Genomic DNA, 16471 nt, shown 5'->3' on the forward strand with positions numbered 1-16471 from the left:
ATTTGGGAGGAAAGATTAATGTTAGAATTTGAACAAGGTTTCAATCACATGGCGACGTTAAAAGTTATCGGTGTTGGCGGCGGCGGTAATAATGCTGTTAACCGTATGATCGAGGATGGAATGTCTAATGTTGAATTTATCGCAATCAACACTGACGGACAGGCTTTAAACTTATCTAAAGCTGAGTCAAGAATCCAAATCGGCGAAAAATTAACACGCGGATTAGGTGCCGGAGCTAATCCGGATATCGGTAAAAAAGCTGCAGAAGAATCACGCGAACAAATCGAAGATGCAATCCAGGGTGCGGATATGGTATTCGTCACAGCTGGTATGGGCGGCGGTACAGGTACTGGTGCAGCACCTGTCGTTGCTAAAATTGCTAAAGAAATGGGTGCACTTACGTAGGTGTTGTTACACGCCCATTCGGTTTTGAAGGAAGAAAGAGACAAACTCAGGCTGCTGCAGGTGTTGAGCAGATGAAAGCAGCAGTTGATACTCTGATTATTATCCCAAATGATCGCTTATTAGATATCGTAGATAAATCTACACCGATGATGGAAGCATTTAAAGAAGCTGACAACGTATTACGTCAAGGTGTTCAAGGTATTTCTGACCTTATCGCTGTAAGCGGTGAAGTTAACCTTGACTTTGCGGACGTTAAAACTATTATGCAAAACCAGGGTTCTGCATTAATGGGTATCGGTATTTCAGCTGGCGAAAACCGTGCAGTTGAAGCAGCTAAAAAAGCAATTTCAAGTCCTCTCTTAGAAACGTCAATCGTTGGCGCGCAGGGTGTTCTAATGAACATCACAGGCGGAGAATCACTGTCACTGTTCGAAGCGCAGGAAGCAGCGGATATCGTTCAGGATGCAGCGGATGAAGATGTTAATATGATCTTCGGTACTGTTATTAACCCTGAACTTGAAGACGAAATTGTGATTACTGTAATCGCTACAGGCTTTAATGAAAAAACGCTTCAGCGTTCTTCAGACAGACCTGCTGAGCAGCCTGAACAAAACCAGTCACGCGGCGGAGGCAGCAACTTTAACCAGCCTCCGGCATACAATTCAAGAGACATTGCTGAAGATGACGGATTCACACGTGAGCCGGATAAATTCGACAGCAGACCTCAGGAAGAGCCGGATGTCCCGACTTTCCTTAAAGGGAACAGCTCGAGAAGAGAAAGACGCAGAAGATAAATTTTGTGCATTGTATATAACGGAGATATTGGCGACCCAATATCTCCTTTATTTTATAGGTGGGAGATAATTTGAATAATAATAACTCATTTGAATTACATAATCATTACTCGGGCAGCACTTCAGAATCGCTGACGTTTGGCTATACTGTCAGACAAGGCGGTCACAGCCCTTATCCAAATCAGAGTTTTAATATGGCACTCTATATTGGTGATGATATTAAAAATGTTCACGCTCATCAGGAAATGCTTGCAGAGGAAATTAATTTCCCTCCGGAGTCATGGGTACTGCCGATACAAAAACACGGCGGTAATATTAAAGAAGTGACAACAGCGGATGGCGGTACGAATATTAAAACACTCAGTGATCAGCTTTATGATGTAGACGGCTTGTACACTTACGATACCGGTGTGCTCTTAACGATGAATTATGCTGACTGTATTCCTGTATACGTTTACAGTACGGTCGATAATTTTACCGGTCTTGCACATGCAGGCTGGAGAGGAACAGCTGAACACATTACAGAGAAACTGATTAACTGCTACAAAGGCAGTAAAGATAACTTACGAGTCATTATCGGTATCGGCATCAACAAGGAGTATTATGAAGTGGATAATACTGTCATCGACGCACTCACACCGGTTCCTGAAAGTTCATATGAACAGACAGACACCGGATGGCAGCTCGATTTAAAAGATGTTAATAAACACCAGGCAATCCAGGCGGGAATTAAGTTGCAGCACATTAGTGTAACCAGTATTGGTACAGAGGCAGATGAGTTCTTCTCGTTTCGTTTGGAGCAGGGTAACACCGGACGGGCACTGGCTTTTATAGGGAGGCATAATAATGATTAAAGAAAACTACGAACAGATAAAAAACGAAGTCGGCGATGATGTTAACATTATTGCCGTAACTAAGTATCATACAGTCGAAGAAACACTCGAGGCGTATGAAGCAGGGGTCAGACATTTCGGCGAAAACCGCATTGAAGGATTTATTGAAAAACGTAAAGCACTGCCTGAAGATGCAGAAGTGCACTTTATCGGTACTATGCAGTCGAGAAAAGTAAAAGAAGTTATTGACGACCTCCATTACCTTCATTCACTTGAGCGTGAAAGTGTAGCGAAAAAAATTGAACAGACGGGGCAACATGTTGTAAACTGTTTTATACAGGTAAATGTTTCTGATGAAGATTCTAAGCATGGTCTTCAGCCGGAGGAAGTAGAAGATTTCCTTTTGAAACTAAAAGATTACAAATATGTTAAAGTCATCGGTTTAATGACTATGGCACCTCATACAGAAGATAGTTCAGTTATTGAGAACACTTTTACCGGACTAAAAAATCTGCAGGAAAAAGTTGAAAAAAATTATCCTGATGTAACTGAACTCAGCATGGGGATGAGCAATGATTACCCGAGTGCAGTGAAAAACGGTGCAACATACATACGTATTGGCAGTAAAATTATGGGGAGTTAGGTGAGAAATATGGCTATTACTAGTTTATAAAAAATTTATTTGTCGTCGAAGAGGAAGTCCCTGTTAATAATATTAAGACAGAGCACTAAAACACCGGCGAAAGTGACAAATCTGAATACGAATAAACAACCGAATAGCCGTCAAAAAGAGGCGGTACCTAAAAAGACAGCACAAAACCAGAAAAAAGTGACCGGTTCAAAACAAGGGGTTTCGAAACCGGCAGCACCAAAAGCGCAAAAAGTACAGCATGAACAGAGAAATAATAATCAATCCAGCAGGGAGAATCGGACAATGCCTGTAAATGATCAGAATACAAAAGTATGTTTATTTGAACCAAGAGTGTTTGCGGAAACGCAGGATATTGCCGATGAGCTGAAAAGCAACCGTGCGGCACTGGTTAATCTGACAAAATTGATTCGGTTCCAAAAAAGCGCATCGTGGACTTTTTAAGCGGAACAGTTTATGCTTTAGAAGGCGATATTCAAAAAGTAGGTGCGGATATTTTTCTTTGTACACCAAACAGCTTTGGTGTTGAGGGTGAAATCTCTGACAAAGAAGAGTTTTTCGATGAAATGTAAGGAGCGTTATTTTGGATAATTCATTAATAGTAACAGTTTTAATTTACATCTATCAGTTTTTTAACTTTGCATGGCCGATATTTACATGGGGCTTAATTATTTACATTCTGTCTTCTTGGCTGCCGGCCTTGCGCGAATCGGCTTTCGGCGATTTTCTAGGCAAGGTTTACGAACCGCTCTTAGAACCGTTCAGACGCATGATACCGCCATTAGGCGGAGTTCTGGATTTATCACCCGATAATTTAATTATCATCTTCAACCTGTTCCAGTTTGGTTTGAATGAAATATTTAGAGTCCTTATTATGTGGGCTTCATAAACGGAGATATTGGTTCAGCCAATATCTCCATTCTTTATTAAGGTGTGATTTTATGAAAGATATTTACCAGCATTTCAGGCCCGAAGAACGGGAAATGCTGACTTTATTGAATAGTAAATTTGAGCAGGCATCAAATAATTTTTATGCCGTGCTGACGGATTTCTTAAATCCGCGGGAGCAAAGATGATTGAAAGTTTAAGCGGAAATTACCCGGACATTACGGTACATTATTACGGCGGAGGCAAGAACAAAACGTGAGCGTCTCCGGGCAATGCTGCTGCCGGAATACTTCGAGTTTTCACAGGATGATTTTCTAGTTACTGTGTTTGAAGTGTCCTATCCCGATAAATTTGTAACCTTGTCACACCGTAATCTTCTCGGTGCAATTATGAGTATCGGTGTCGACCGGTCGATTATTGGAGATATAGTGAACGGTGATAAAATTCAATTCGCTGTAACTGAGCCTTTTAAAGAACTGTTTAAAACAGAGCTGACAAAAATTAAAAATGCACCGCTGAAATTAACGGAAATACCTCACCAGGAATTTATCGACGCGAACGTGACTATGAAGCCTGCTGCTATACTCAGTTCATCTTACCGTCTCGACTCAATCGTTTCACTCGTCTTAAAAGAGGGAAGAGCAAAGTCGAAGGAACGCGTTGAAAAAGAAAAAGTTAAAGTGAATCATTCGATAGTCGATGAGCCTTCGTTTATAATAGAAACTGGAGATATAATCTCGGTACGCGGATTTGGCCGTTTTATCGTAACGGAACAAATTGCAGAAACGAAAAAGGAAAATACAGACTTGAAGTAATGATAGTAACTGATAATTGAGGTGAACGGATTGAGAAGAGAGAAATAACTAATAAAAGTTTTCAACAGTCTACCGAGGTCTTGATGAACAGGCCGTAAGACAGCATTTAACAGAAGTTGCTGACGAACTTGAGAAGAAAGACGCAAGAATTTCACAGCTTGAAGAAATGCTGAACGAACGTGAGGAAAATCTGAACAGCTTCAAAAGTGTAGAATCATCTATTCAGGAAGCTATTTTAAGTGCAGCCAAAGCTGGCGACGATATTAAACAGCGCGCACAGAATTACGGAGACAGTATTATTCAAAAAGCTGAAACAGAAGGCGAACAAATCGTCAGCCGTGCCAGACAGAAAGAAAATCACATGATGCAGCATAACGAGGATTTAAAACGCCAGGCGAAAATCTTCAGAGCGCGTTATAAAATGCTGGTTCAGGCTCAGCTCGACCTGCTGGAAACTGAAGACTGGGAAAGATTACTTGAATTTGACGGCACCGAATCCGAAAAAGCAAATTTACATTGACGAATTGTAAGATATTTAGCATAATTAATATGTATTATTAGACACGCAAACTTTCATTGGAATGCAGCGATCGGAGGATGGTGAGAGCTCCGGCAAAGATGAACGCTTTGAAATCACTAATGATTTATAAAAAATAAGTAAACAAAGTGGACTCTAAGCAGTCAAGAAGGGTGGTACCGCGGTCATTCGCCCCTTAACATGCTTAGAGTCTTTTTATTATAAAAAAGGAGAATCATTATGGACTATAAAGACACTTTATTAATGCCGAAAACAGCATTTAAAATGCGCGGCGGTTTAGTTAACAAAGAACCAAAAATGCAGCAGCACTGGGAAGACATCGATCTTTACAATAAAAAACTAAAATTAAACGAAGGTAACACCGTTCATTCTTCACGACGGACCGCCATATGCCAACGGTAACCTGCACATGGGTCACGCTTTGAACAAAATCATCAAAGACATGATTATCCGCAACAAACAGATGCAGGGCTTCTACGCACCATATGTACCCGGCTGGGATACACATGGTCTGCCGATTGAACAGGCATTGACAAATAAAGGTGTCGACCGTAAATCGATGTCTATTGAAGAATTCAGAAACAAATGTATTGAATTTGCGAACTCGCAAATCGATATCCAGCGCGATGGTTTTAAACGCATGGGTATCGATGGTGAATGGGATAATCCTTACCTGACTTATAAACCTGAATTTGAAGCATCACAAGTCCGTGTCTTAAAAGATATGGTAGCAAAAGATTTAATTTACAAAGGTAAAAAACCAATTTACTGGTCTCCGACAAGTGAATCTTCACTCGCTGAAGCTGAGCTCGAATACCAGGATAAAGTATCACCATCAATTTACGTATCATTTAAAGTAAAAGACGGTCAAGAGGTTGTAGACAAAGGCGTTAAATTTGTCATCTGGACAACAACGCCGTGGACAATTCCATCAAACCTTGCACTTGCTGTGCACAAAAACTTAAACTACGTCCAGTTTAACTATGAAGGTGAAGAGTTTATCGTAGCAGAAGATTTGCTTGATCAATTTGCCGGTGAAGTTGAGTTCGACAAAGAAAAATTACACGCACGAAAGAATTTAAAGGTTCGGAGCTTGAATATATTACAGCAGAGCATCCGTTATTCGACCGTGAAAGCTTAGTGATTTTAGGTGACCACGTAACGATTGAAGCCGGTACCGGCGTTGTTCATACTGCTCCAGGTCATGGTGACGATGACTTTAAAGTTGGTCAGCAGTATGGTCTTGACGTGTTAAGCCCTGTTGATGACAAAGGTGTTTTCACTGAAGAGGCTGGGAAATATGAAGGACTGTTTTACGATGATGCGAACAAAGTGATTTCAGATGATTTGAAAGAAGCCGGCGCATTATTAAAACTGTCATTTTACACTCACTCGTATCCGCATGACTGGCGTACGAAGAAACCTGTAATCTTCCGTGCAACACCGCAATGGTTTGCATCGATTGAAGGCGTTCGTGAAGATATTTTAAATGCGTTAATGGATACGAAGTTCCAGGTTGAATGGAACCGTAAACGCATGTACAATATGATCAAAAATCGCGGAGACTGGGTCATTTCACGCCAGCGTGTATGGGGTGTGCCGTTACCACGGACGAAAACGGTGAGGAGATCATCGATGCTGATGTGCTTGAACATGTCGCGTCACTGTTTGAAGAGCACGGTTCAAACATTTGGTTTGAGTGGGATGCTAAAGACTTATTACCGGAAGGTTTCACGCATGAAAGTGCACCTAACGGAGAGTTTACGAAAGAAACCGATATTATGGATGTTTGGTTTGACTCAGGTTCAACACCCGCGGTGTGCTGGATTACAGAGAGAACTTAACGTATCCTGCCGACCTTTACTTTGAAGGCTCGGATCAGTACCGCGGATGGTTTAACTCATCACTAATTACAAGTGTTGCAACAAGAGCCACTCGCCTTACAAAGAACTGTTATCACACGGTTTCGTAATGGACGGAAAGGCAAGAAAATGTCTAAATCTCTCGGTAACGTAATTCTGCCGACAAAAGTAATGCAGCAGATGGGTGCTGATATGTCTGTGGGTAATGTCATCAGATTTCCAGGAGGATGTTCGTGTATCTGACGATATTTTAAAACAAGTGTCGGAAGTGTACCGCAAAATTCGTAACACATTCAGATTCCTGCTCGGTAACGTCAACGACTTTAACCCGGCAGAAAATAACGTGGCATACGAAGATTTATATGAAGTTGATAAATATGTACAACCGTTTTAACGAGCTGAAAACATTTATGCTTGATGCATACGAGCGTTATGACTATGTAACGATGTACCAGACTGTACAAACTTTATCAACGTCGATCTGTCGAACTTCTATCTCGATTACGGCAAGGACATTCTTTATATTGAATCAGAAGATGCACCAATCAGACGCAGTCTGCAGACAGTATTGTACAAAATCCTTAGAGAATTAAATCTTATTCTTGCGCCTGTGTTAGTACACACTGCTGAAGAAATTTACGAACATACACCGCATACTGACAAGGAAAGTGTTCACCTTGAGCTTTATCCAGAGCGTGAAGAAACGGATGCTGAACTTGTAGGGAAGTGGCAGAAATTCATGACTGTCCGCGATGACGTTTATAAAGCGCTTGAAGAAGCCCGCAATGAAAAAGTGATTGGTAAATCACTCGATGCAAAAGTAACACTGACACAGCCGGCTTTAATTTGGATGATATCCGCGGTAATCTTGAGCAGTTCTTTATCGTGTCGCAGGTTGAAGTGGCTGAAACAGTCGCTGACGGTACAGCTTACGACGTTGTTACTGTTAAAGTTGAACATGCTGACGGCGAACGCTGTAACCGCTGCTGGAACTATTCAACTGCTGACGCATTAGTTAACGGTGAAGATGATATTTGTCCACGCTGCCGAGAAGTTGTGGAGCAGAGTAAGTGATGAAACAATACAGAATATATCCGATGGTAATCCTCGGAATAATCGTACTGGCAATAGATCAGCTGACAAAGTATTTAGTAGCGACAAGAATGGAACTCGGGGAATCGATTCCAGTCTTAGGGGAGTTTTTTAAAATCACTTCCCACCGCAACAGCGGTGCTGCATGGGGAATGTTTGAAGGACGAATGACATTTTTCTACATCATCACAGTCGCTGTGCTTATATTTTTAATATATTTTTATAAGACTGAAGCAAAAAATAATCTATTAATGCAGTTCGGTATTACACTGCTGATGGCAGGTGCGCTTGGTAACTTTATCGACCGCCTGTTATTCCAGGAAGTTTGGATTTCGCCGACGTGCTGATTTTTACGTATGATTTCCCTATTTTTAACGTGGCAGACAGTGCCCTTACAATCGGCGTGATTATATTGTTAATCGAAGTATTTATAACGGGAAGAGGTAAAGAAGAAAATGAATTTAATTATAACTGAAGAAAATGCAGGCGAAAGACTGGATACAGTACTCGCAAGTATCGTTCCCGATACATCCCGTACAGACATACAAAATCGCGTAAAATCGGGTCACATTACAGTAAACGGCCAAACGGTAAAACCGAATTATAAAGTAAAAGAGGACGACAATATTAAACTGCTTGAACGTGAAAACGTTGAAGCGGATATTGTTCCTGAAAATTTAAATCTTGATATCGTCTATGAAGACGATGATGTAGCAGTCGTTAACAAAGATCGCGGCATGGTCGTTCACCCGGCGGCAGGACACGCGTCTGGCACACTGGTTAATGGACTGATGGGGCAGCTCGACAACCTGTCAGGCATTAACGGTGAATTGCGTCCGGGTATCGTTCACCGTATCGATAAAGACACATCAGACTTCTGATGGTCGCTAAACACGATGTAGCACATCGTCATTTAGTAGAACAGCTCGTTGAAAAGTCAGTAACGAGAAAATATACTGCTCTTGTACACGGCGTAATTCCGCACAATCTCGGGACGATAGAAGCGCCGATTGGCCGTAACCCGAAAGAACGCCAGGATATGGCAGTTGTCGATGACGGCAAGATGCGGTCACTCACTTTAACGTCATTGAACGTTTCGAAAACTTTACACTTGTTGAATGTGTTCTTGAAACAGGACGTACGCACCAGATCAGAGTGCATATGAAATATATCGGCTATCCGCTTGCCGGTGATCCAAAATACGGACCGAGAAAAACGCTTGAAGTCGGTGGACAGCTGCTGCATGCGGTGTTTTAGGTTTTACTCATCCGAAAACTGAAAAGTATATGGAGTTTAAAAAAACTTCCTGCATATTTCACAGACGTAATCGATGAAATGCGTCTGGCTGAAAAATAAATTACAGCTTGACTTAAATGAACGCTATTGGTATGATAATTTCAATCAATTGAATACGAAGTCTTTAAATTTTAGTCCTGTGAGGCTAAGAAGACGTGAACGCCACAATGATGAGTAATCTGGGCCGGAATGGGCAGATTATGTAAAAATCGCTGTGCGAAATATATAACTATATGCTCATGTCTTCTGACATGAGCATTTTTTTATGCAAAAATTCTGGAGGAATTAACAATGGCAGCAAAAACAATTATGGACAGTGAGCAGATTAAACGGGCAGTTACCCGCATGTCGCACGAAATACTGGAAAAACACAAAGGCAGTGAAAACATCGTGCTGCTCGGTATTAAAACACGCGGTGAGCACCTCGCACTGCGCATTCAGGAACGCATCGAAGAAATAGAAGGTGTGAAACTGCCGACCGGCACGATTGACATCAGCGGCTTCAGAGATGACCGCCCGGAAGATATCAAGGCGGACAAGTCAGTCGTCGTGGATACAGACTTTACGAATATGAGCGTGGTCATCGTCGATGATGTACTTGAAACAGGACGCACAATAAGAGCGGCGATTGATGCAATATTGAACACAGCAAGACCGACAACAATATCGCTCGCAATACTCGTTGACAGAGGACACAGAGAACTGCCAATCAGACCTGATTACGTCGGCAAAAACATTCCGACATCGAAAACAGAAAAGTATCAGTAAAAGTAGAAGAAGTCGATCAGGAAACAAGCGTTACTATACTTTAAATAAAAAGGAGATTGGAAGATGGCAAAGTTTGAAGATGAGATTTACGAACGCTCAGTAGAGCCTGAACTCGATGTACATGAGAGACCGAAATTTTTTCAAGGATTACTGCTAAGCTCACAGCATTTGTTTGCAATGTTCGGAGCAACTGTGCTGGTGCCGTTTCTGACAGGCCTGCCGGTAAGTGCGGCACTGATTGCAAGCGGAATCGGAACACTCCTTTACATTTTAATTACTAAGGGGCAGATTCCTGCATACCTTGGTTCAAGTTTTGCCTTTATACTTCCAATTATTATCGCACTTGGCGCAAATACACTTGGAGAAGTACTGACAGCGCTGTTCTTCAGCGGTGTGCTGTATGTTCTGATCGGGCTGGTTATCCGGCTCGCCGGAACAGGATGGATTATCCGCCTCTTGCCGCCGATAGTCGTCGGACCGGTCATTATGGTAATCGGCCTTGGGCTGGCCCCAGTCGCTGTAGATATGGCAATGTACACGGACTCAGGCAATCAGGAAGGTTACAGCATGACCTACATTACAGTTGCACTGATAACACTCACGATTACAATACTGGCTTCAATTTTCCTTAAAGGCGTGCTCGGTTTAATTCCGATTTTAATCGGTATCGTCGGAGGCTACACCACAGCACTGCTGTTTGGCATAGTAGACCTTGAACTAATTAAAACTACGGGCTGGTTTGTGCTGCCGGATCTGTACATTCCTTATCAGGATTATACACCGGCAATGAACTTGGACTCTTCATGGTAATGCTGCCAATCGTCTTTGTCACAATATCAGAGCATATCGGACACCAGATGGTTATCAATAAAATAGTCGGGCGCGACTTCTTTAAGAAACCAGGACTTCACCGCTCGATTATCGGTGACGGTGTCGCAACGATGTTTGCAAGTACAATCGGGGGTCCGCCGACAACTACTTACGGTGAAAACATCGGGGTGCTCGCCATCACGAGAATCTTCAGTGTCTGGGTAATCGGAGGGGCAGCGGTGCTCGCAGTGATACTCGGTTTTGTCGGCAAGTTTACGGCAGTGGTTCAGAGCATTCCATCACCGGTTATGGGCGGTGTGTCCATACTCCTGTTCGGTATTATCGCAGCAAGCGGACTCCGCATGCTGATCGACGCTAGAATTGATTTTGACAACAAACGCAACCTGGTTATCGCCTCTGTGATTTTAGTCATCGGGATCGGTAAAGCGCATTTAGACTTCACGATAGGCAATATTCCCTTCAACCTGGAAGGAATGGCACTCGCTGCAGTAGCAGGAATTATTCTAAATCTAATTTTACCTAAGAGGGAGACGAAATAAATGAAAAACTTATTATCTATGGAACATGTCACTCCGAAAGAAATCGAAGCGTTAATTACGAGAGCAATCGACATTAAAAATGGCAGACCGGTTATGAAGCTAAACGATAAAACAGTTGTCAATCTGTTTTATGAAAACTCGACGCGCACAAAACTCAGTTTTGAAATGGCCGAGAAAAAACTTAACGTTGAACGCCTGCCCTTCGATGTATCGACAAGTTCGGTATCTAAAGGGGAATCACTTTACGACACATGCAAAACACTGGAAGCAATCGGTGCAGATGCACTAGTAGTGAGACATCCGGATAATAAGTATTATGAAGAACTCGAACACCTCAACATTCCGATTATAAACGGCGGTGACGGCAGCGGTTCACATCCAACACAGTCACTTCTCGATATGATGACAATTTATGAAAATTTAGGACAATTATGCGGACTTAAAATAGCAATTGTCGGTGACATCAAACATTCGCGTGTTGCAAAATCGAATGCAGAAGCGCTGACTAAAATGGGTGCGGAAGTATACTTCTCAGGACCTGTTGAATTACAGGATAACACGCTGAACATACCGTATATCGGAATCGATGAAGCAGTTGAAATCTCAGATGTAATAATGCTGCTCCGCGTTCAGCATGAACGTCACGAAGCATATTCAAAAATGCCGAAGGCAGAATATAACGCGCTGTACGGCATGAACAAAGAACGCATGGACAATATGAAGCCCGACGCACTGATCATGCACCCTGCTCCGATAAACCGCAACGTTGAAATTACGGACGAAGTGGTTGAGGGCGAAAAGAGTGTCATATTTGAACAGATGACAAACGGCGTGTTTATGCGTATGAGTATATTAGAATCAGTACTTGATGGGGAAGGGAGCAACAACAATGCTTTTGAAAAACGCTACGCTGTTACTCAATAATAAAGAAGAAATCTCAGATGTTTTAATTAAAGACGGTAAAATTGCTGAATTCGGACAGAATCTTAATGCTGATACGGACATTATCGACTGCACCGGCCTGTTATTAACACCAGGCCTTGTCGATGTACACGTTCACTTAAGAGAACCCGGTTTTGAACATAAAGAAACGATTAAATCGGGGACTAACGCTGCAGCACGCGGCGGCTTTACGACAATCTGTCCGATGCCTAATACAAATCCAATTATTGATACACCTGAAATACTCCGCGATTTAAATAATAAAATTAAAGAAGATGCAGTGATTAAAGTTCTGCCGTATGTGTCGATTACGACCGGTTTAAAAGGTGAGAAACTCGTTGATTCTAAAGCTCTAAAAGCTGAGGGAGCATTTGCTTTTACCGATGACGGTGTAGGAGTACAGAGTGCAGATATGATGTACCGTGCAATGCAGGCTGCTGCAAAAGTTGATATGGCAATCGTTGCACATACTGAAGAAAACACATTAATTTACGGCGGAGCAATCCCAGGCAAGACGAGTGAAAAGCTCGGTGTCAAAGGCATTCCGGCAATTACAGAATCGACTCAGATTGCGAGAGACGTACTGCTCGCTGAAGCGGCAGACTGCCACTATCATGTCTGTCATGTGTCGACAAAAGAAAGCGTCCGGGTCATTCGCGATGCTAAACGTGCCGGCATTAAAGTAACGGCAGAAGTAACACCGCATCATTTAGTACTTGATGAAAATGATATAACCGAAAAAGACCCGAACTTCAAAATGAATCCGCCGCTCCGCGGTGCAGATGACAGAGAAGCGCTGATTGAAGGACTGTTAGACGGCACTCTGGACTTTATCGCAACGGACCACGCGCCGCATCATGAAGATGAAAAAGCTGCTGGTATTGAAACAGCGCCGTTCGGTATCGTCGGCATTGAAAATGCCTTCCAGCTCGTCTACACGAAACTCGTTAAAACAGGTGTGTTTACGCTGCAGCAGCTTGTCGACTGGATGACTATAAAGCCGAGTGAAGTATTTAAACTGGACAGCGGTAAAATAGCAGCTGGCCGTGCGGCTGATTTGACACTGATTGATTTAAACCGTGAATATACTCTGGATAAGAATGATTTTTTATCGAAATCAAAAAACACACCGTTCCATGGAGAGCAGTTGACGAGTGATATCGTTATTGCTGACGGTAAAATTGTGTACGACAATAAGTAAAATACAGGGGTGCTGACATGCTGCAACTTGCAACTGCAATAGCCAAAGCAGAAATTGCCGACAATATTTATGAACTTGTGCTGAAGACGGAGCTTAAAAAATATACGCTCCGTCCGGGACAGTTCGTTCACGTCAGAGTATCAAAATCGACTGAACACGTCTTAAGGCGTCCGATATCAATTTCAAGTATTGATGCTGAAAAAAGTGAAATTACGATTACATTCCGTGCAGAAGGTCCAGGCACTAAAAAGCTTGCTGAAATTAATACAGGAGCAGCTGTCGATGTGCTGATGCCGCTAGGCAACGGCTACGATATTAACACGGCAGAAGCCGGTGAACATGTGCTGATTGTCGGCGGCGGTATCGGGGTGCCTCCGTTATATGAACTCACAAAACAGCTGAATAAGCGAGGCGTCAAAACAACACACGTACTCGGCTTTAATAGTAAAAAAGATGTATTTTATGAAGAGGCATTTAAAACGTTTGGCGAGACACAAGTTGCAACGGCAGACGGGACCTACGGCGTAAAAGGGTTTGTGACAGATGTCATCCAGCAAATTGGTACTGATTTTGATAAGTTTTATGCATGCGGTCCGAAAGTGATGTTAAAAGTACTGGATAACACCATGCCGATGGACGGATTTATTTCTCTGGAAGAAAGAATGGGCTGCGGTTTCGGCGTATGTTACGCATGTGTATGCGAAACAACAGCCGGCGAGCAGGTTAAAATATGTACAGACGGGCCTGTATTTGAAAAAGGAGCGGTTGTGCTATGACGGATAAATTACATATATCGCTGCCGGGACTGGAGTTAAAGAACCCGATTATGCCTGCGTCCGGATGTTTTAGTTTCGGTGAAGAGTTTTCCAAGCTGTACGATTTATCAGAGCTCGGCGCAATTATGATTAAAGCTGCAACAGAAGAGCTTCGAATGGGCAATAAAACACCAAGAGTTGCTGAAACATCGAGCGGTATGCTGAATGCCATAGGCCTGCAGAATCCGGGTGTGGATCATATTATTGAACATGAATTAAAGTATCTTGAGCAGTTTGATGTGCCGATTATTGCGAATGTTGCAGGGACTAAAATTGAAGATTATGTTGAGGTGGCAAGAAAGATTTCCAAGGCGCCGAATGTCAGTGCACTTGAATTAAATATCTCATGTCCTAATGTTAAAGAGGGCGGTATTCAGTTTGGTACAGATCCAGAGACGGCAAGGAAGTTAACAGAATCGGTTAAAGAAGTAAGTGCAAAACCGATTTATGTTAAACTGTCGCCGAACGTCACTAATATAGTTGATATGGCGAAAAGTGTGTCAGCAGCAGACGGTATTACGATGATCAATACGCTTGTCGGTATGCGGCTTGACAATAACGGCAGACCGATACTGGCAAATACGACAGGCGGCTTAAGCGGACCGGCAATTAAACCCGTCGCTTTAAACATGGTATATCAAGTAAGACAGGCATTGCCCGATATTCCGATTATCGGTATGGGTGGTATTGCAACTGTTGAAGATGTACTTGATTTTATAAGTGTCGGTGCTGATGCGGTCGCAATCGGTACGATGAACTTTACGAATCCGTATATTTGCAAGGAATTAATTGAAGATATGCATGTAAAAGTGAGAGTCATGAATTTATCGCATATTCACGATATTAAAGGACGTTCGTTTAACATAACAGGAGGAAAATAAGATGACAGCGAAACCAATTATTGCTTTAGATTTCAGTACATACGAAATGGCGAAAGAATTTCTCGCCGGCTTCGATGAGAAGCTGTACGTTAAAATTGGCATGGAGTTATATATGCAAAGCGGACCGGCAATTATTGACGTCATAAAAGCATATGGCCACGATGTCTTTCTGGACTTAAAATTACATGACATTCCTACAACTGTGGAGCGAACGATGTCGGTACTCGGCAAGCTTAATGTGGATATGGTCAATGTGCATGCAGCAGGCGGTTTTGATATGATGCAACGCGCAGCAGCAGCATTCAGAAAAGAAAATGCAGCGGGTAAAATTATAGCAGTTACACAGCTGACGAGCGTCGATGAACAGACGATGCAGCGTGAACATCAACGCCGCTGTCATTAACTGACAGCGTGCTGCATTATGCGGAGCTGGCATATAAAGCAGGACTCGACGGCGTTGTATCATCGCCGCTTGAAAGCCGTATGATACATAATGAAATCTCACCGGACTTTTTAACCGTAACACCGGGCATCCGCTTGTCGGAAAGTAAGCACAATGATCAGGTCCGTGTTGTCACACCGAAAAGGGCAAGAATGCTCGGTTCGGATTATATCGTCGTCGGCCGGCCGATAACAGAAGTGATCAACCTGTTTCAGCGTATCATGAAATTAAACGATTATGGGAGGGCGAGTAATATGTATCCATCAGTTGCACATACACTGCTCGATATCGATGCGGTTAAATTATCGCCAAAAGAGCCATTCACATGGGCGAGCGGGATAAAATCTCCGATATATTGTGATAACAGACAAATACTCGGTGATGTTAAAGCACACCGTAAAGTGATACAGCTGCTTATAGAAGAGCTTGGTAAATTTGAGGAGACCGACGTCATCGTTGGCACAGCAACTGCCGGAATCCCCCACGCAACACTGATTGCAGACCGTCTCGCTAAGCCGTCAGCATACGTGCGCGGAAGCAAGAAAGCACACGGGACGGCGCGCCAAATCGAGGGTGCTGCAGTTAAAGGAAAACGTGTTGTATCATCGACTTAATCTCTACAGGCGGCTCAAGCCTGAATGCAGTAGAAGTACTGCGCGCAGAAGGCGCTGAAGTATTAGGCGTCGTTGCAATATTTTCCTACGGCATAAAAGGTGCCGTTCAAAAATTTGAATCAGCAGGCTGCGCTTACTCGGTACTGTGCGATTTAGATACACTGCTTGAAATAGCAGAAGAACGCGGCGTGCTGGATTCAGCCGGTGCTGACGATGTGCGTGAGTTTAGAGATGGATTATAATAATATTAAGGTGCGGTCGGCAAA

12 protein-coding genes and 8 pseudogenes are annotated in these 16471 nt (G+C 42.8%); all 20 read left to right on the forward strand.

Translation table 11 applies throughout. From position 1 onward, the window contains the following. Window positions 1-18 precede the first annotated feature (18 nt). Window positions 19-965 (forward strand): annotated as a pseudogene (gene ftsZ, locus G4D76_RS13240) (cell division protein FtsZ); the annotation flags it as partial. 305 nt (window positions 966-1270) lie between these two features. Next, complete coding sequence (locus G4D76_RS13245) at window positions 1271-2053, forward strand: purine nucleoside phosphorylase YfiH/LACC1 family protein (protein WP_213810121.1); 783 nt, start codon at window positions 1271-1273, stop codon at window positions 2051-2053. Beyond that, the gene (locus G4D76_RS13250) at window positions 2046-2675 is read left to right on the forward strand and encodes a YggS family pyridoxal phosphate-dependent enzyme (protein WP_156897171.1); all 630 of its coding nucleotides are present in this window, start codon (window positions 2046-2048) and stop codon (window positions 2673-2675) included. The genes G4D76_RS13245 and G4D76_RS13250 overlap by 8 nt, the downstream gene beginning before the upstream one ends. A gap of 102 nt (window positions 2676-2777) precedes the next feature. Further along, complete coding sequence (gene sepF, locus G4D76_RS17270) at window positions 2778-3125, forward strand: cell division protein SepF (protein WP_371814513.1); 348 nt, start codon at window positions 2778-2780, stop codon at window positions 3123-3125. Further along, window positions 3113-3253 carry a cell division protein SepF gene (gene sepF, locus G4D76_RS17275; protein WP_371814514.1) on the forward strand — a complete coding sequence of 47 codons (141 nt, stop codon included), beginning with the start codon at window positions 3113-3115 and terminating at the stop codon, window positions 3251-3253. The genes sepF (G4D76_RS17270) and sepF (G4D76_RS17275) overlap by 13 nt, the downstream gene beginning before the upstream one ends. Window positions 3254-3264: 11 nt before the next feature. Continuing rightward, complete coding sequence (locus G4D76_RS13260) at window positions 3265-3570, forward strand: YggT family protein (RefSeq protein WP_213810122.1); 306 nt, start codon at window positions 3265-3267, stop codon at window positions 3568-3570. Between the two features lie 52 nt (window positions 3571-3622). Then, a complete protein-coding gene (locus G4D76_RS16305; protein ID WP_256440499.1) occupies window positions 3623-3757 on the forward strand; it encodes a hypothetical protein in 135 nt (44 codons plus the stop codon). Window positions 3758-3841: 84 nt separating this feature from the next. Further along, window positions 3842-4384, forward strand: coding sequence for a YlmH/Sll1252 family protein (locus tag G4D76_RS13265; RefSeq protein ID WP_250130011.1), 543 nt, complete (start codon window positions 3842-3844; stop codon window positions 4382-4384). A gap of 67 nt (window positions 4385-4451) precedes the next feature. After that, window positions 4452-4904 (forward strand): annotated as a pseudogene (locus tag G4D76_RS13270) (DivIVA domain-containing protein); the annotation flags it as partial. Between the two features lie 237 nt (window positions 4905-5141). Continuing rightward, window positions 5142-7858 (forward strand): annotated as a pseudogene (gene ileS, locus G4D76_RS13275) (isoleucine--tRNA ligase). Then, window positions 7855-8351, forward strand: a pseudogene (gene lspA / locus G4D76_RS13280) (signal peptidase II). Before ileS ends, lspA begins: the two co-directional pseudogenes overlap by 4 nt. After that, a pseudogene (locus tag G4D76_RS13285) lies at window positions 8332-9232 on the forward strand (RluA family pseudouridine synthase). Before lspA ends, G4D76_RS13285 begins: the two co-directional pseudogenes overlap by 20 nt. A gap of 231 nt (window positions 9233-9463) precedes the next feature. Continuing rightward, window positions 9464-9984, forward strand: a pseudogene (gene pyrR / locus G4D76_RS13290) (bifunctional pyr operon transcriptional regulator/uracil phosphoribosyltransferase PyrR). A gap of 19 nt (window positions 9985-10003) precedes the next feature. Further along, window positions 10004-11310: pseudogene (locus G4D76_RS13295) on the forward strand (solute carrier family 23 protein). Further along, window positions 11311-12234, forward strand: coding sequence for an aspartate carbamoyltransferase catalytic subunit (locus G4D76_RS13300; RefSeq protein ID WP_213810124.1), 924 nt, complete (start codon window positions 11311-11313; stop codon window positions 12232-12234). Beyond that, window positions 12200-13453, forward strand: a complete 1254-nt coding sequence (locus G4D76_RS13305; protein ID WP_213810125.1) for a dihydroorotase — start codon at window positions 12200-12202, stop codon at window positions 13451-13453. The genes G4D76_RS13300 and G4D76_RS13305 overlap by 35 nt, the downstream gene beginning before the upstream one ends. A 17-nt stretch (window positions 13454-13470) precedes the next feature. Beyond that, the gene (locus G4D76_RS13310; RefSeq protein WP_026858453.1) at window positions 13471-14229 is read left to right on the forward strand and encodes a dihydroorotate dehydrogenase electron transfer subunit; all 759 of its coding nucleotides are present in this window, start codon (window positions 13471-13473) and stop codon (window positions 14227-14229) included. Then, on the forward strand, window positions 14226-15149 hold the full coding sequence (locus tag G4D76_RS13315; RefSeq protein WP_213810126.1) for a dihydroorotate dehydrogenase: 924 nt from the start codon (window positions 14226-14228) through the stop codon (window positions 15147-15149). The genes G4D76_RS13310 and G4D76_RS13315 overlap by 4 nt, the downstream gene beginning before the upstream one ends. A gap of 1 nt (window position 15150) precedes the next feature. Then, window positions 15151-15844: pseudogene (pyrF, locus tag G4D76_RS13320) on the forward strand (orotidine-5'-phosphate decarboxylase). Window position 15845: 1 nt separating this feature from the next. Further along, complete coding sequence (locus G4D76_RS17280; RefSeq protein ID WP_371814515.1) at window positions 15846-16205, forward strand: orotate phosphoribosyltransferase; 360 nt, start codon at window positions 15846-15848, stop codon at window positions 16203-16205. Window positions 16206-16471: the final 266 nt, after the last annotated feature.

It is taken from the genome of Jeotgalicoccus sp. WY2 (genome assembly GCF_018437745.1).
Classification (GTDB): Bacteria; Bacillota; Bacilli; order Staphylococcales; family Salinicoccaceae; genus Jeotgalicoccus; species Jeotgalicoccus psychrophilus.